Annotated in this window: 21 protein-coding genes; 11 read left to right on the top strand and 10 right to left on the bottom strand. The window is 48.9% G+C overall.

The window, feature by feature from the left end; translation table 11 throughout:
* Positions 1-4: 4 nt before the first annotated feature.
* Positions 5-574 carry a cytochrome c oxidase assembly protein gene (locus DFP83_RS09870; protein WP_110575386.1) on the top strand — a complete coding sequence of 190 codons (570 nt, stop codon included), beginning with the start codon at positions 5-7 and terminating at the stop codon, positions 572-574.
* A gap of 13 nt (positions 575-587) precedes the next feature.
* Complete coding sequence (locus tag DFP83_RS09865) at positions 588-1,463, top strand: cytochrome c oxidase subunit 3 (RefSeq protein ID WP_110575264.1); 876 nt, start codon at positions 588-590, stop codon at positions 1,461-1,463.
* Between the two features lie 3 nt (positions 1,464-1,466).
* Here the strand turns inward: DFP83_RS09865 and DFP83_RS09860 are convergent, their stop codons facing one another.
* A complete protein-coding gene (locus tag DFP83_RS09860) occupies positions 1,467-1,637 on the bottom strand; it encodes a DUF2909 domain-containing protein (protein ID WP_338067698.1) in 171 nt (56 codons plus the stop codon).
* A gap of 22 nt (positions 1,638-1,659) precedes the next feature.
* Here DFP83_RS09860 and DFP83_RS09855 point away from each other — a divergent pair, with 22 nt between their 5' ends.
* Genes DFP83_RS09855 through DFP83_RS09835 form a run of 5 tightly spaced genes read left to right on the top strand, consistent with a single transcriptional unit; the run spans position 1,660 to position 5,483 of the window.
* Positions 1,660-2,406: an SURF1 family protein gene (locus DFP83_RS09855; protein ID WP_110575262.1), complete on the top strand. Its 747-nt coding sequence runs from the start codon at positions 1,660-1,662 to the stop codon at positions 2,404-2,406.
* The gene (locus DFP83_RS09850; protein WP_110575260.1) at positions 2,403-2,945 is read left to right on the top strand and encodes a hypothetical protein; all 543 of its coding nucleotides are present in this window, start codon (positions 2,403-2,405) and stop codon (positions 2,943-2,945) included. The genes DFP83_RS09855 and DFP83_RS09850 overlap by 4 nt, the downstream gene beginning before the upstream one ends.
* A gap of 9 nt (positions 2,946-2,954) precedes the next feature.
* Entirely contained in the window at positions 2,955-3,947 is a 993-nt protein-coding gene (locus DFP83_RS09845; RefSeq protein WP_110575258.1) for a COX15/CtaA family protein, read from the top strand.
* Between the two features lie 9 nt (positions 3,948-3,956).
* A complete protein-coding gene (cyoE, locus tag DFP83_RS09840) occupies positions 3,957-4,853 on the top strand; it encodes a heme o synthase (protein ID WP_110575256.1) in 897 nt (298 codons plus the stop codon).
* Between the two features lie 9 nt (positions 4,854-4,862).
* Positions 4,863-5,483, top strand: coding sequence for an SCO family protein (locus DFP83_RS09835; protein ID WP_110575254.1), 621 nt, complete (start codon positions 4,863-4,865; stop codon positions 5,481-5,483).
* Here DFP83_RS09835 and DFP83_RS09830 read toward each other — a convergent pair.
* Positions 5,480-6,550 (bottom strand): polysaccharide deacetylase family protein, encoded by a 1,071-nt coding sequence (locus tag DFP83_RS09830; RefSeq protein WP_110575252.1) that lies wholly within the window; start codon positions 6,548-6,550, stop codon positions 5,480-5,482. The genes DFP83_RS09835 and DFP83_RS09830 overlap by 4 nt on opposite strands.
* A gap of 72 nt (positions 6,551-6,622) precedes the next feature.
* Between DFP83_RS09830 and DFP83_RS09825 the strand changes: the two genes are divergently transcribed.
* Positions 6,623-7,936: an MATE family efflux transporter gene (locus DFP83_RS09825; protein WP_110575250.1), complete on the top strand. Its 1,314-nt coding sequence runs from the start codon at positions 6,623-6,625 to the stop codon at positions 7,934-7,936.
* Here DFP83_RS09825 and DFP83_RS09820 read toward each other — a convergent pair.
* The 3 genes from DFP83_RS09820 to DFP83_RS09810 all read right to left on the bottom strand — a co-directional run bounded on the left by DFP83_RS09820 (position 7,907) and on the right by DFP83_RS09810 (position 10,778).
* Positions 7,907-9,301, bottom strand: coding sequence for a DUF4397 domain-containing protein (locus DFP83_RS09820; protein WP_110575248.1), 1,395 nt, complete (start codon positions 9,299-9,301; stop codon positions 7,907-7,909). The two genes, DFP83_RS09825 and DFP83_RS09820, sit on opposite strands and share 30 nt — an antisense overlap.
* Before the next feature lie 116 nt (positions 9,302-9,417).
* Entirely contained in the window at positions 9,418-9,996 is a 579-nt protein-coding gene (gene nfuA / locus DFP83_RS09815) for a Fe-S biogenesis protein NfuA (protein WP_110575246.1), read from the bottom strand.
* 38 nt (positions 9,997-10,034) lie between these two features.
* Complete coding sequence (locus tag DFP83_RS09810) at positions 10,035-10,778, bottom strand: ComF family protein (protein WP_110575244.1); 744 nt, start codon at positions 10,776-10,778, stop codon at positions 10,035-10,037.
* Between the two features lie 34 nt (positions 10,779-10,812).
* Here DFP83_RS09810 and bioH point away from each other — a divergent pair, with 34 nt between their 5' ends.
* Complete coding sequence (bioH, locus tag DFP83_RS09805; RefSeq protein ID WP_198679853.1) at positions 10,813-11,580, top strand: pimeloyl-ACP methyl ester esterase BioH; 768 nt, start codon at positions 10,813-10,815, stop codon at positions 11,578-11,580.
* On the opposite strand, the gene mutM is transcribed toward bioH, so the two are convergent.
* Together mutM and DFP83_RS09795 are read right to left on the bottom strand one after the other, a co-directional pair.
* Positions 11,577-12,389 carry a bifunctional DNA-formamidopyrimidine glycosylase/DNA-(apurinic or apyrimidinic site) lyase gene (mutM, locus tag DFP83_RS09800; RefSeq protein ID WP_110575242.1) on the bottom strand — a complete coding sequence of 271 codons (813 nt, stop codon included), beginning with the start codon at positions 12,387-12,389 and terminating at the stop codon, positions 11,577-11,579. The two genes, bioH and mutM, sit on opposite strands and share 4 nt — an antisense overlap.
* A gap of 13 nt (positions 12,390-12,402) precedes the next feature.
* Positions 12,403-12,888, bottom strand: coding sequence for a hypothetical protein (locus DFP83_RS09795; protein WP_110575241.1), 486 nt, complete (start codon positions 12,886-12,888; stop codon positions 12,403-12,405).
* Between the two features lie 73 nt (positions 12,889-12,961).
* Here DFP83_RS09795 and DFP83_RS09790 point away from each other — a divergent pair, with 73 nt between their 5' ends.
* Positions 12,962-13,600, top strand: coding sequence for a 2OG-Fe(II) oxygenase (locus DFP83_RS09790; RefSeq protein ID WP_241971622.1), 639 nt, complete (start codon positions 12,962-12,964; stop codon positions 13,598-13,600).
* A 73-nt stretch (positions 13,601-13,673) separates the two neighbouring features.
* Here DFP83_RS09790 and rpmG read toward each other — a convergent pair whose 3' ends face one another.
* The 3 genes from rpmG to radC all read right to left on the bottom strand — a co-directional run bounded on the left by rpmG (position 13,674) and on the right by radC (position 14,933).
* Positions 13,674-13,829 (bottom strand): 50S ribosomal protein L33, encoded by a 156-nt coding sequence (gene rpmG / locus DFP83_RS09785; protein ID WP_006953863.1) that lies wholly within the window; start codon positions 13,827-13,829, stop codon positions 13,674-13,676.
* Between the two features lie 12 nt (positions 13,830-13,841).
* Positions 13,842-14,078 (bottom strand): 50S ribosomal protein L28, encoded by a 237-nt coding sequence (gene rpmB, locus DFP83_RS09780; protein ID WP_006953864.1) that lies wholly within the window; start codon positions 14,076-14,078, stop codon positions 13,842-13,844.
* Positions 14,079-14,258: 180 nt separating this feature from the next.
* Positions 14,259-14,933 carry a RadC family protein gene (gene radC, locus DFP83_RS09775; RefSeq protein ID WP_110575239.1) on the bottom strand — a complete coding sequence of 225 codons (675 nt, stop codon included), beginning with the start codon at positions 14,931-14,933 and terminating at the stop codon, positions 14,259-14,261.
* 106 nt (positions 14,934-15,039) lie between these two features.
* Between radC and coaBC the strand changes: the two genes are divergently transcribed.
* A complete protein-coding gene (gene coaBC / locus DFP83_RS09770; protein ID WP_110575238.1) occupies positions 15,040-16,257 on the top strand; it encodes a bifunctional phosphopantothenoylcysteine decarboxylase/phosphopantothenate--cysteine ligase CoaBC in 1,218 nt (405 codons plus the stop codon).
* Positions 16,258-16,261 lie beyond the last annotated feature (4 nt).

Here is a 16,261-nt window from a genome sequence, read left to right as displayed (position 1 = left end):
GGTTATGTCTGACCAAGGTCCGAATAACAGTAAAATCGTCAAACGCCTGCTACTCACGGTAGCAGGTATGTTTGCCTTTGGTTTTGCATTAGTGCCGCTGTACGACGTCTTTTGCGAAGTGACCGGCTTTAACGGTCGCACAAACAATGAGCCGGCAGCGGTGAGCCAACACGAAGTCGATAAAAGCCGCACAGTACGCGTGCAATTTATCACGCGTAATGCGCAAGGCATCCCTTGGAAGTTTGAGCCGGAAATTAATGAAGTCCGTGTTCATCCGGGTGAGGTTCGTGTGGTGAACTTCCTGGCATCGAATCCGACGCGCGACGACATGGTGGCACAAGCGATTCCATCGATTGCCCCCGCCGAGGCTTCACTGTACCTGAACAAGGTCGAATGTTTTTGCTTTAATCAGCAGCCGCTAGCGGCGGGCAATGATGCCGAAATGCCTATGCAGTTCTATATTGATCCTGAAATTCCGGACCATATCACCACCTTTACCCTGTCATACACGCTGTATGATATGACAGCCAAGGCGACGCCAGAATCTCTGGCTTTGCTCGAGTCAACAGAATAAGGAATACGTCGTTATGGCAGAACAACAAAGTTATTACGTACCGCCCTCAAGTATTTGGCCGATTGTCGGTGCCCTCGGCTTAGGTTTGATCGCGTGGGGCGCAGCACATACTGTGATTGAGTCCACCAGTGACACGCAAGGATGGGGTTCGCATGTACTATTTGCCGGTATTGGCGTGATTGTTGTGATGTTGTTTGGTTGGTTTCGCGACCAAATTAACGAAACCATGAATGGGTTACACAGCGATCAGCTCGAAACCTCCTACAAGCAAGGTATGAGTTGGTTTATTTTCTCCGAAGTCATGTTCTTCGCGGCATTCTTTGGCGCTTTGTTTTACGCACGGATGATTGCAGTGCCTTGGCTCGATGGCGCCAGCAATAATGTGATGACAGGCGAAGTATTATGGCCAGAATTTGTCGCACAGTGGCCGTTGGTGGAGACGCCAGGAGGCACAACAACTCAAGCCATGGGTTGGTACGGTCTTCCGCTGATCAACACTGCTATCTTGATTGTCAGTTCAGTCACCTGTCACTTCGCGCACGTTGGTTTAGAGAAAAACAAACGGGGCCAGCTAACAGGCATGCTCAGTCTGACCATTATCCTGGGTTTAATATTCCTCTATTTACAGGGTGCTGAATATGTTCACGCTTATGAGGAACTGGGGCTAACGCTGCAATCAGGTGTCTACGGTAATACCTTTTACTTGCTGACTGGATTTCACGGCATGCACGTAACCCTTGGTACGCTGATGCTCATCATCATGCTACTGCGCGTACTCAAGGGACATTTTACACCCGAAAAACATTTTGCCTTCCAAGCAACCAGCTGGTACTGGCACTTCGTTGACGTGGTGTGGATCTGCTTGTTCGTTATCGTCTACGTGTTGTAGCCGTTAATACGGCCGAGGATGAAAGGGTAAAAAACCTGCATACGCCGCGATCACCATCAGTAGTAATACGATCGCGGCAATGCCGACTCGACGTCCTAAATAACGTGACATCGGCGGCTTCTCAGGATCATTGCTTAACATCACAAATAGAGCGCGAAACAAATTAAAAACCATATAAAGAAGAAGCGCGACAATAATGAGTTTGAAAAGAAGTAACATAAAAATCCCCTTGGTAGCGTCATTAGTTACTCTGATTGCTATTGCCATTTTGGTCAAGTTGGGATTCTGGCAGCTCGAGCGCGCTCAATTAAAACACCAGCTGTTCGCCGATTTCGCCGATGCTCAAACACAGCAAGCACGCCCTATTACACAACGGCTAGCAAGCGATACTGAGCTCGCTCGTTTTGAATTAGTAAGCATCAAAGGCCGGTTCGATACAGAACGCTATTTTCTGATTGATAATCAACTCGTCGACGGACGACCCGGTTACCACGTGATAGGGTTACTGAAAAGTCAGCAGTTAAGCGGCTACCTTCCGGTTAACCTCGGTTGGATAGCAGCACCGCGATCACGAACTGAGATACCCACCGTCGCTTTACCCGCGCAAATGATGACGGTTGAAGGCTTAGTGCGGAAGCCACAAGCCAATCAGTTTATTTCGCACGTATTTGAAGAACAAGACGGTATCTGGCCCAAACGCGTGCAGGAGTTTATTCCGAAAACCATCGCTGAACACACGGGCATCAGGCTTACGCCTTACGCGATCCTGCTGGTACAGCCACAGCTCGACGGTTTTCTTCAGCAATGGGAGCCACAAGTGATGGAGCCCACGAAACATCAAGCGTACGCGGTTCAATGGTTTTCACTCGCTATTGCTTGCTTAGTGGTATACCTTGTAGTGCTATACAAATTAAATAAAACAAAACAAGAGGAGACACCATGAGCTCCCTCACACGCTCACAACGCACCTTGCTCATAGTCATTGCGGTGTTTGCCTTGCCCGTTATTGGCGCTTGGCTCACGCTTAAAACCCATTGGTATCAACCCGCTACCAATAAAGGGGTTTTACTTGATCAACCTCTGTCATTATCGCAATTAGACGCGCTACCTGAGGGTTGGCGTGTTGCCTATCGAATGCCTGAGACATGTCATCAGCAGTGTAAAAATACGCTCTACGTGCTTGGGCAACTCGATGTTGCTCTGGGTAAAGACAGTGATCGCGTTACACCGATTATTCTCTCGCAGAGCCTGCTACCTGAACATCAGGAACTGCCCCATTGGGACGATATCGTCGCGGTACAGTCACAACAGATTATCGGCGAGGTCACATCGATTCCAAGTGACCACGTGTTCATTATCGATCCGCAAGGTCATGTGATGCTGCATTATCCAACGCATGCCGATCATGAAGCCATGGTGATGGAAGGCAAGAATATCTTGGCTGACCTTCGCAAAATGTTAAAACTCTCTCGGATTGGGTAGGACTCACTCATGCGAATGCTTGTTAAGATTAGTTTAGTTTTAGCATTTTTTGTCATCGTTTTAGGCGCGTTTACACGACTCACCGAAGCAGGCTTAGGCTGCCCCGACTGGCCAGGCTGCTACGGGTTCATGAGTGTGCCTACGCAAGAACACCATGTCGCAGAAGCCGAGATGCGGTTTCCGGATGCACCACTCGAACACGACAAAGCATGGAACGAAATGATCCATCGCTATTTTGCCGGAGCATTAGGTGTGCTCATTTTAGTCATTGCCGTAGCTTCATTAATTAAAAAACGCTCTGCTTTTGAGGCAAAGCCTGTCCCCAAAAAGCTGCCATTGTTTATTCTGCTATTGGTAGTATTTCAAGCGACCCTTGGCATGCTAACTGTCACCATGAACCTGCAGCCATTGATTGTGATGGGTCACCTGCTCGGGGGCTTTAGTGTACTGTCACTTTTGTTCCTACTCTCTTTACGTTTGGAGCCGTATCGTTTGGGAGGTGGCGATCCTGCGTTGAGAAATTACCGTGGGCTCGCGCTGTTTGCGCTGATTGTTGTTATTGGTCAGATTGCACTCGGTGGATGGGTCGCGGCTAACTACGCAGCGGTTGCCTGCACTGAACTGCCTTTCTGTGAGGGCGATTGGACGGCTCAACTCGATTTCACAGGTGCCTTCAGTGTACCAGAAGCAACAACTTACCAATTCGGTGCGCACGACTACGATGATCGTATGACCATGCACATCATGCATCGTTTTGGCGCGATATTTACTACACTGGTTTTAGCGTGGCTGCTTTTTAAATGTTGGCGAAAAGCGCAATCGGGCTTTTTCCGTCGCTCATTAAGTTGGGTTGCCTTATTACTGGTCGTACAGCTATGTTTAGGCTTAAGCAACGTTATCTACAGCCTGCCATTAGGTGTAGCAGTCGCACATAACGCAGTGGGTGCGCTATTGCTGCTCTCACTTGTCGCACTTAATTATAATCTTTCACGCAAAGCGTAAGAGGTGTTTATGCAAACTATAACAAGCAATAAAAAGCTCGAACACCACAGCATTAAATGGCGCGAATATTTAGAGCTTACTAAACCCCGTGTGGTTGCCATGTTATTGCTCACAGCCGTGGTCGGCATGTGTTTATCAACCCAAGGCGCATTACCCGTTTGGACACTGGTACCCGCACTCGCAGGTATTGGTTTGATGTCCGGCGCGGCAGCAGCGATTAATCATTTGGTCGATCGCCATATTGACGCGAAAATGGCGCGGACTTTACGTCGCCCCTTGCCACAAGGAAGCTTATCGCCAAAGCGCGTACTTACATTCGCCACGGCATTAGGATTGCTTGGGTTTGTGATGTTGTATGCATGGGTTAATCCGCTCACCGCGTGGTTGACCTTCGCTAGCATGGTGGGATACGCCGTGGTTTATACCATGTTTCTAAAACGTGCTACGCCACAAAATATCGTGATTGGCGGGTTAGCGGGCGCGGCCCCACCACTTTTGGGTTGGACAGCCATCACTAACGAAATTCATGGTTTCGCGATTCTCTTAGTCATGATTGTATTTACTTGGACGCCACCGCATTTCTGGGCGTTAGCAGTGCACCGTGAAAAAGATTATGCACGTGCCAAAGTACCGATGTTACCCGTCACACACGGCAGTGAGTTCACGAAGACCTGTATTTTCCTGTACACCGTTTTATTAACGGTCGTGTGCCTGTTGCCGTATTTGGTTGGCATGTCAGGCGTACTTTACCTCATCGGGTCGACGGCGCTTAACTTGGTGTTCCTCGGCTACGCATGGAAGTTAAAGTACGCGCCCGAGAAAAACACAGCGTATAGTATGTTCACATTTTCTATTTGGCACTTGATGCTGATGTTTGTCATCCTACTCGTTGACCATTATTTGTAAGGAAGCACGATGAACTCACGTTGGCTCATTGTTATCGGCGGATTACTTGCAGCAGTCGCAGGTGCGCTGGTATTTATTAACATGCCCAAGGAGCAGCCTGAAGCATTGGTGTATCAGCCGCCACGGGCATTAGCGCCATTTGAGATTGAATCGACAGCAGCCGAGGGTACCATTGATAGTAAAGCACTGGATGGACAATGGACGCTGCTATTTACAGGTTATACCTATTGTCCCGATATTTGCCCCACTACACTGTCTTCGCTTAAATCGATTTTACCTCAGTTACAGTCATACGCAGACGCGCCCGTAAAAGTGTGGATGATCTCGGTAGACCCTCAACGCGATTCACTTGAGAGACTTCGCGAATACACGGGTTACTTTGGCGATAATTTTGTCGGTGTACGCGCTGAGCATCCTCAGCTATTCCCATTTGTGCGTGATTTAGGATTGATGTATTCCGTCCCTGAAGAGGGCGAGGAAAACTATCTCGTTAACCACAGTGCCGCAATTATCTTAGTTAACCCCGATGGCAAACGGCTCGCGATCTTTAATGCGACGCACGAGCCAGGCGCTATTCCGACGGTCGATATGGAGCAGCTTGTCCGAGACTTCGCCCTACTCGCTGGCTAATCAGGCCAGCGACCCTCGCTATCTGGCCGGATAAATGCTACAGAAAACCAATGATAGCCACCTCTGGCACTAGGCGCCGTACAGTTGATACGCGACCGTCCCACAGGAATGTCATTGACTGGAGTAACGCTGAACCGGTGCGCTGTGTCCCACGTTGGCTCCAACACGTCACTACCCGCGAAACAGCGCAAGGCATCGGTATTCATTCCGTCGGTTTTATCGAGCTCGACAGTCACCTTCGGGCGCTTGTCACTATTTGACAGCAGCGGGTTAGCAGGGGAATAACTCGATACAGCCATCGGTAAACTATTCAGCTTCACGGATAACGTCTCTAAGTTGGCATAGCGCCCTGATGCTGGGAAACGAGGAATAGCCGTATCTGGGCTCCACTGACTCCATGCACCTGAATGTTGGGCAAACCCTTTAAAGCCCCACTCGCTGAGCAGCGCTTCGAGCTCTGGACCATACTCTCCATAGGGATATGCAAAATATTTGGGTTGCTCACCTAATTGCTCATCAATCGCCTGTTGCGCCGAGACAACATCGTACTTCATGCGAGCTTGCCACTGCGCTTCTGATTCATTTTCCTGACGTCTGATTAAATGATCGTGGGTCTGACCATGGTTTACGATCGTCGCTCCCTCAGCATCAATGGTCTTGAGTTGCTCCCAACTCATATATGCAGAAGGGTGCGCTTCAAGTAAGTCGGGATTCACAAATACCGCGTAGGGAAATTTGTACTCCTTTAACTTAGCGTGAGCATTTTCAAGCACGTTGGCGTACCCATCATCAAAGGTAATTACAACGGTTTTCCGAGGGATGTTTGCACCCTCATCAATCCACTGAGCGGCTTGTTCAATCGACACCACATTAAAGTCATTCTCTTTCAAAAAGCGCAAGTGCTCTTCAAATCGCTCCGGCGAAATTGATGTTACCGCTGGGGTTGTCTCAGACACATGGTGATACTGCAGTACTTGCACGCCAGGGTAGGTGTTCTCGATCGTCGCAGCGTGAGTTGATTGGCTTAACAATACAGCTAAGGTGAGCGAGTATATTAATAATTTCATCAAACTATCCAGAAAGTGGCTGGTGAATGTTACATTGATACCAGTGTACATGATTTAACTGGAATTCACTTAATGCAAACGGTTTTCGGCTTTGCACGTGCTGACCATCGACGCGTATTTGCGATAGCACTCCCCATGATCATCTCAAATATCGCGGCGCCCCTACTGGGGTTGGTGGACACCGCCATCATTGGACATCTGCCCAATAGTGTTTATCTGTCATCTGTCGCCATTGGTGCCATGGTCGTCAGCTTTTTATACTTACTGGCAGTATTCCTGCGTATGGCAACCACAGGTGCTGTCGCACAAGCCTTTGGCGCACGCGATCATGCCGAGCAACACCAACTATTCACGCACGGTTTGTTTACCGCGTTATTGCTCGGCGCGATCATTATTGCACTAAGCCCTTTTATTACGTCGTTTTCATTGTGGTTGGTTGCCCCTGATCCACAATTACTTGGGTACGCAAGTGACTATATTCAAATTCGACTATGGTCAGCACCTGCCGCGCTGACCACGCTTATCTGTCTTGGCGTGTTATTAGGACGCCAAGACAGTCGAACAGCGATGTGGCTGGTGATTATCACCAACTTAGTCAATGTCATACTGGATCTCATACTCATTGTCGGCCTAGACATGAATGTTAGAGGAGCTGCCTACGCCTCATTATGTGCCGAGTGGGCAACGGCCATCGTGGGTTTTTATTGGTGCCGTAAAACCATCGGCTGGGAATTCAGTAAAGCACGTATCGTTATCAGCAAGTTACGGTTATTTTTACAGGCGAACGGTAATATTTTTGTCCGTAGTCTGACACTACAACTTTGCATGGCAATGATGACTGGATATGCCGCACGCTATGGTACGACGATTGTCGCTGCCAATGCGGTATTGATGCAGTTTTTAATGCTCATATCACTGGGTCTTGACGGTATTGCCTATGCAGTCGAAGCGCTGGCGGGTGAAGCAAAAGGTAAAAAACGACCTGAGCAGGTTCGTTATTGGTGCCGCATTACCCTGTTATGGTCGGCCTTGTTTGCTATTGGCTATTCGCTACTATTCTGGCTCTTTGGGCAACACATTATTGGCTTAATTACTGATCTAAGTGCTGTCGTAAATACCGCCATGACGTTCTTGCCTTGGGTGGTCGCGCTTCCCTTGCTAGCTCATTGGAGCTATTGGCTGGACGGCGTATTCATTGGCTTATCGTGGTCAAAAGGCATGCGAGATACCATGCTACTGGCTGCGATTACGGGGTTTATTCCGCTCTGGTGGTTAAGTAAGCCACTCGAGAACCATGGTTTATGGCTGGCTCTGAGTGGCTTTCTAATCATGCGTGCAGTTTATCAAACGCTTTGGTTACTGCGCAGGGGTCGCCAAATCGTCTAGCAGAACCACTTGAGGCGGTGTACCACCACCATCTGCGTCTACCGCGACGACGGTATAGATGCCACCGCCTTCTAAGTTAAATAACGCAGGGCCAATTGCCGCGGTCTTGGTGCCAGCAGCTGTCACGGTGACGTAATACTCGCCTGGTGCAACTTGTAAGCTACCTGTTGATACCAAACCGTCGATATCAAAAGGCACATCAGCTACAGCTGGGTCGGCATCACTGATGTCTTCACCGGCAGTTAAATAGATATCGACATTGCCAGCTGAAGGCGATGCATGAACCACCTGAAGTTGAGCAGCCGTAGCGATACTGCGACGTTGCTCGGTCACTGCTTGCAAGGCTAACGACTCATCACCTAAGGCGCCCACGGCATAAATGCTGTAGCTCGTTGTTGCTGCTAATGAGAACTCGATATCATCTAACACTTGTGGCGTACCACCCGTTGCTGCCACATCAACTAAGTAATCGCCTTCGGCCACATTGATGTAATCAGTTGCAGACTTAAAGGCAAGATCACTGATCTGTGGGTCAGCGGCATTATTAAGCGTGACATCAACGTTCGGCGCATCGGCCGCGGCATGGATCACACGAACATCGGCACCGGCATTGGCATCAGGCACCAATACCGTACCGTCGCCTGTTGCAATTTGCAGGGTAACGGGCGAATCGCCGGTTGCTGTGTTGTCAGTGGCGGCGACGATATAATCACTGCCGTCTGGAAGTGACAGCGTTCCTGAATCATACACAACGGTCGTCTCACCGACTGGTGTTAACCGTACGCGATAATCACCCGCTTCGACAGACACTTGACCAGAGTCATCACTAAACTCAAGCGTGGCGGCAGGTGAGGCATCTGCCAGCGCAGCATCAGGTGCGGTCAGGTAGACATCAACACCAGGAGCATTATAGGCGGCATGTACAACTTGAATACGGCTATTGCCACTTTCAACGCCAGATACTGGATTACTGATGACTAATGGCTCGATACTCTCATCACCGACATTACCAACAGCAAATACTTCATAACGGGTATCAGCGTTGAAGGTCAGATCGGCAGGACCGATGACAGCAGCGGTCGACTCATCAGGTAGGATGCCTTCGACCGTAATTGAGTAGTCACCGGCTTCAACTTCAAGCACATCAGAGCTGGCTTGGTAAGGTACATCTTCTAATAACGCGGTATCGCCCGCGAGTACATTGACGTTTGGTGCGTCAGATGCGGTGTGGTGAACGCGGATAAAACTGCTTTCTGGGGTAGGCTCAACAACAACATCATCGTCGTTGTCGTCGTCATCTAGCCAACAACCTGACAAGACAAGCGTCGGCAAAAGTAGTAGACTAAACTTTGTGATTCCTCGCATTGTAATTTCCTCGTAATGATTAGGGCAAATATCACTACGATGCACTTAAATGCGAGGGATCACATTTGCTTAACAAATTTTGTAAAGATTCTGTAAGCTTGTATAACTAGATACGCTTAGTAGTAAGAGTGCTCGCCCCGTTCATGTTCAGTCACATCTCTGACGCCGGTAATCTCATTTGGGAAGCGCTCAATCAACTCTTTCTCGATACCGTTTTTAACAGTGACATCGATCATACTACAGCCATTACAGCCACCACCAAATTGCAGTACGGCTTTGCCGTCTTCAGTGATTTCAGTGACCAATACATGACCGCCGTGGTTAGCAAGCTGCGGGTTAATTTCGGCTTGGATAACGTACTCGACGCGATCGATTAAAGGCGCGTCGTCGGCCACTTTACGTGCTTTTGCGTTGGGCGCTTTGAGTGTCAGTTGCGAGCCAAGCTCTTGCTCTTCAAAATCAATAACAGCGTCTTCTAAAAACGGCGCACTTCCTGAATCAACGACGGCGTCAAAACCATTAAACGGTAGACGCTCATCATCCGGTTCAACTGAATCGGGTGGGCAGTAAGATACACCGCACTCAGCATTCGGCATACCTGGATTAACAACAAACACGCGAATGTTAGTGCCTTCGGGCTGATCAGCTAACAACTTACAGAAGTGCTTTTGTGCAGATTCCGAAATGCGGATCATAATTTCACCGTCCCTATACTTGAGTAATTTACTAGGTTTTATTCTAACGCAGACAGGTCTAAAAGACTAGTGTCCGAACGGGACTGTCGAGGGTTGTATGCTAAGCTCCACACATCCACCGTGCACGCGCCTACCCTATATACAGCCTCGCTTGCTGCACATAAACTCGCGCCTGTCGTACATATGTCGTCAATCACGGCAATCGAGCGATCCGATAATGCTCGTGTTGCACGAATGGCATCTAACCGATTAAGCCACCGTTGCTGACGCCCCACACGCTTTTGTTTCTCAACGCGCTTTATCCAATAGAGTCCACGCTTAACCACTTCGATATTAAGCAACCGACCGCATTCATAGGTAATCAGCCCAGCAGGATGAAAACCACGCTGTAGCCAATCGGACTCGGTGCAGGGCATCGCGACGAGGCAGTCGGGTAAGGCAAGCCCGTGATACCGGTATGCAAAAATGATCTGGGCGCTCAGCTGCAATGCCAATAACCGTGACCAGTGGCTGTTTCCTCCCTCTTTGTACCGGTTTAATAACCAACGAATCGATTGCCGATACCGCCACACACTGATGCACAGCCGCTGTCGCTTTAGCATGTGCGCGGCAAACTGTGGCGCATGACTGAGCAACACATGTTGATACGACCGAGGAAACATACGAGGCAGCTGTTCGCTGCACACGTCACATATGCCCGTTAACGAGCGCGTTGCTTGTTGGCAAAAGACACAATCATTCGATTGCAGTATGATAGCCAGGTGAGTAAGCCAATTCAGCATGCGTGTCATTAAGTCGGTTAAAAAGAGAATTATAGTGAGTATTGCGATTACCCAATTAGGACAAGGTGAGGATTTAGTTGTACTCCATGGCTGGGGGTTGAACCGCCATGTTTGGAGTACGGTACAAACACAACTCAGTCAACATTTTAGACTTTGGCTCGTTGACTTACCTGGATTTGGTGATAGCTACGAGACACCTTTAGCGACTTCGGTTAATGCAGTCGCCGAGCAACTGTTACCGCACCTGCCAGAGCAGTTTCATGTTTTAGGTTGGTCAATGGGCGGCTTGGTCGCTACAGCGATAACAGCCGAGTATCCTGAACGCGTGAAGACATTGATTACTGTCGCCTCATCACCCTACTTTTTGGAACAGGCAAACTGGCCTGGTATTAAGCCGCGCTTAATGGCACAGCTCGAGAAAGACTTACAACACGACTTTCGTAAAACGGTTGAGCGGTTCCTAGCATTACAAGCAATGGGGAGTAAGGACGCAAAGCAACAGGTGAAGCAGCTCAAACAATGGTTATTTGAATCACCACTAGCGTCGGCAGAAACACTATCAAGAGGACTGACGCTATTGGAGCAAACAGACCTCAGAGAGACGCTACAATCCATTCAAGTGCCGATGCTGCGTCTCTATGGGCGTCTCGACGGTTTAGTCCCGCTAAACGCCGCTCAGGCAACCGATAAGCTAGCACCACATACGTCGAGTTATGTGTTTAGCGAAAGTGCGCATGCTCCATTTATCACGGAGCCTGAGTTATTCGTCGAGCAAGTGACGGGATTCTTAACATCCAATTAGCGTTGACATTGAGTGCAATAAACGGTGCTGCGTTGACCCAGGCGGATCTCCTTTAAGGGCTTTTTGCAACGCATACACATCTTGCCACCGCGCCCATACACTTGCAGCTTTTGGGCAAAATAGCCGGGGGAACCATCGGCACGGGTAAAATCACGCAATGTCGTGCCTCCCTGTTGTATCGCTTCGGCTAAGGTTTCTTTAATGTGCTTCACTAAACGTTGGTAACGCGCTTTACTGATAGCGCCCGCTGCCCGCTTTGGATGAATGCCAGCCTTAAATAACGCTTCGTTGGCGTAGATATTACCGACTCCGACCACTTGATGGTTATCCATAATAAAGGTTTTAATAGGCTGCTTTTTATCCCGCGAACGCTGAAATAGGTAGTCGGCCGTAAACGATTCAGTCAGTGGCTCTGGACCCAACATCGCCAACAACTTGTGCTCCTCGACGTTATCCTCAGTAAACAGCAATGCGCCGAAACGGCGTGGATCGTTGAGTCGCAAACAGTGCCCCGTATCGAACTCTATTTCGATATGGTCGTGTTTTACGCGCGGTGTTTCGATAGGCACAACGCGTAACTTCCCAGACATCCCAAGGTGTAAAATTAACACCCCCTGCTCAGTCTCTAATAGTAGATATTTCGCACGACGGGTCACGCGAAGCAAACGGCACCCTTCAACCTGATGAACTTGCTCAGGTACGGGCCATCGCAATCGGGCATCATGAACATTAACCTTGTTTACCCTATGCCCCTCGATGTGCGGGGCGATGCCCATTCGGCTCACTTCAACTTCTGGTAACTCTGGCACAACATGGCTCCATCTAATTCGTTGGGGTTAATGATGCGTGGGTCGCATTCTCAATTAAAAATAACTGATCCTGCTGCGGTAATCTAAGAATAACGGTCGGCTCGCTATAAAGCTCGACTTGTGCATAATTTTGATTGGCAAAAAACAAAATCACCGATGTTGCCTCGCCCTGTGGGCGCTGGCTGGTCGATGAGATTGCTAAGTTTTGCCATCGGTCAACGAGCGCCTCAATGTGTTGCGTGGATTCGTTACAAGGACCTTGGCACTGCCATTGTTGCCCATCAAACTGATAAGTAACATTGGCAAACTCGATCCCAGTCAGCTGGTCGGTGTCACTCATTAAGCGCTCGGTGGGGCCTGAATTTATCGCGGTATTTGGATTAGGAAAAACAAACCAAAAAACGGCAACGATGAGAAGCACGATATAAACAATAATGTTGTTCCATGTGCTTTTTTTTAAGGTCAGCCCGAAAAAGCGTCGTTTCTCATTAATATCCATAAGCCATCTTAGCTAAAACAATTGTTGATTTTACAATAATACTTTATATTCTCGCCGCTCATATCATTTAAACATGGCTATGGAAAAAATACCCCATCATATCGAATCAATCCTCGACGCGCTTGTTGAGCGCGGCTACGCAATCGTTCCCGGTTTTCTACCGCAAACGATAGCTGAACCTTTGTATCAAGAGGCGAGTCAGATTGCATCACCGCATTGGCAAACGGCAGCCATTGGTCGCGCACAAAGCCATGCCATTAATACGATGGTACGAAACGATAAGATTATTTGGTTAGATGATACCAGTGCCTATGGCGAGCCCTTTTTAAATATCATGGAACAGCTGCGCCAAGCAGTAAACCGTTCTCTCTTCATGGGCTTGTTCGATTACGAATGTCACCTGGCACACTACCCTAAAGGCGCTTTTTATAAAAAGCACCTCGACGCTTTCAAAGGTAAAAGCAACCGTAAACTTACGACCGTGCTTTATCTAAATCCTGAATGGAGCGACACAGATGGGGGTCAGCTCGTCATGTATGGCAAACGGGGAGAAGTGCTAGAAACTGTCTTGCCAAAAAGAGGCACCCTGGTGGTGTTTCTTAGTGACCAATTTGTGCATGAAGTGCTGCCGAGCCAACGAGATCGCTTCAGCTTAACCGGGTGGTTCCGACTCAACTCGAGCATATCGGGGATCATTGATCCGCCTCGCTAACACCTTTTTGCAGGCATATTGCAGGCATAAAAAAACCGGCGATAAAGCCGGTTTTTTGTGAAACAAAATCAAATTACTTGATTTTAGCTTCTTTGAAAATCACGTGTTTACGAACCACTGGATCGAACTTTTTGATTTCCATTTTTTCTGGCATGGTGCGTTTATTTTTGTCTGTGGTGTAGAAGTAACCAGTACCCGCAGACGACACCAAACGAATCTTATCGCGCATAATATCTTTTCCTTACACCTTGATACCACGGCCGCGGAGATCCGCTAATACCGAGTCGATACCATTTTTATCGATGATACGCATACCTTTGGTAGAAATGCGTAATTTGACCCAACGCTTCTCGCTTTCAACCCAGAAGCGGTGAGTTTGTAAGTTTGGTAAAAAGCGACGCTTAGTCGCATTGCGTGCGTGCGAGCGGTTGTTACCGACTACCGGACGCTTACCTGTAACTTGGCATACTTGTGACATGTCTTTACTCCAAAATTGCTGCAAGCTCGCCTGTCGCCCAATTTGACCTTGCCTAGAAATCCGAGGGCGCATTTTATACAGCAAACAGGCCCGCTAATCAAGCTAAAACGGCGGTTTTTTGATCTCTGTGATCATTCGGGCGCAATTTTACGCTATCTTGCAACAGATCTCCAGTGATTATTAAATAAGCCCTCGTTCGGCAAATGACACCGGATCGCCGCTCCCGATCACAAAATGATCAAGCAATGCAACATCGATTAATGAGAGCGCTTTTTGCAGTCGTTCGGTCACACGTTTATCCGCTTGGCTTGGCTCGGCAACCCCCGAAGGGTGATTATGTGCAAGGATAACCGCAGCGGCATTATGCTGCATGACCAGTTTAAGCACCTCCCTTGGATAAACAGGCGCCGCATTGATGGTGCCATAAAAAAGTTCCTCGTAACGTAACAAGCGATGTTGGCTGTCTAATAACAAAAGCGCAAACACTTCGCGCCGCTGATGACGCAACTGAGTCGATAAGTACTCCTTAACCATGGCGGGTTCGGTGAACCCATCGCGCCGAGAAAGCTGCCATGCCAAATAGCGTTTGGAGAGCTCAAGCACCACCTGTAGCTGATTAATACGTGCCGGCCCAAGTCCTTTGACGGTCTTTAATTGTTCGTTCGATGACGTTAACAACGGTCCGATGCCATTAAATTGAACCAACAGTTGGCGCGCAAAACTAACGACATCGAGTCCTCGGCAACCACTGCCCAATAAAATGGCCAATAGCTCCGCATCCGATAACGCGCCCGCCCCCATTTGCTGCAGTTTTTCGCGAGGACGTTCAGACTCTGGCCACAACTTTACACTCATCTTTTAGGCTCCGCTAAAATGCTAGAGTCTAGCTGTACAGACTACCGCCTTGGCGTAGCTCATGTTATCTTTACGTGTCTTAACATACGCACGTTGGTGAATCATCATGAGCGCACTCGCAGGTCAACATATTTTACTCGGTATTACGGGCGGCATTGCTGCTTACAAAATACCTGAATTGATACGTCGCCTTAAGGATGAAGGTGCGCAGGTCCGTGTCATACTCACGCAAGGTGGTTCAGCCTTTGTTACTCCAATGACACTGCAAGCCGTTTCGGGTGAAGAGGTTCACACAGAGCTACTCGATACGCGTGCTGAAGCGGGCATGGGGCATATTGAATTGGCTAAATGGGCCGATCTTGTCATGATTGCACCCGCCAGTGCCAATACGCTTGCCCGGCTGGCTCATGGCTTTGCTGACGACCTGCTAGGTACCGTGTGTTTGGCCACCTCGGCTCCCCTCGTGTTGGCGCCTGCAATGAACCAACAAATGTGGAAACACCCCGCCGTGCAAGCCAACATGCAATTACTGACAGCTCGCGGCGTGCATGTCGTTGGACCGGAATCTGGTTCACAAGCCTGCGGTGACGTGGGAGCCGGTCGCATGAGCGAACCGTACCAACTTAAAGCATTTATTATCGAGCAATTACAGGGGCCGAGCACTCAGCTACTCGACGGTGTTCACGTTACGATTACTGCGGGACCCACCCGCGAGCCCATCGATCCCGTGCGTTATATTAGCAATCACAGTTCAGGAAAAATGGGTTTTGCATTAGCACACGCCGCTGCGCAACAAGGCGCTAACGTAACGTTAATCGCCGGTCCGGTCGATCTTGCCACCCCACCCGGTGTGCAGCGCATCGATGTCGAGTCAGCGCAAGATATGTTAGATACTGCGCTGGCTCAGGCTGCCGACATTTTTATTGGCTGCGCTGCTGTAGCAGACTATCGTGTAGCTGACGTCGCTGACCATAAAATGAAAAAAACGGCAAACACCGGTGCACCTACGCTTAAGCTGATTGAAAACCCCGATATTTTAAAAACCATTGCCGCACAGACAAAACCACCCATGTGTGTAGGCTTTGCGGCCGAAACACGTGATGTAGAAGCTTACGCGCTTGACAAACTCAAGCGTAAAAAACTTGCGCTTATTGTCGCCAACGACGTCAGCAACACAGCCATCGGCTTTAACAGCGACGACAATGCCGTTGTCGTATTAAGCGAAGATGATCGTGTCGTATTTGAGCAGCAAAGCAAGCAAATGCTCGCCCAACAGCTTATTCACCATATTGCCACCCATTACCACAAGCACTTTCGAAAATGATTAA

It is taken from the genome of Idiomarina fontislapidosi (assembly GCF_003226255.1).
GTDB classification, from domain to species: Bacteria; Pseudomonadota; Gammaproteobacteria; order Enterobacterales; family Alteromonadaceae; genus Idiomarina; species Idiomarina fontislapidosi.
The sequence above is the reverse complement of the archived record's forward strand: the minus strand, read 5'-3'. Positions and strand labels throughout refer to the sequence as shown.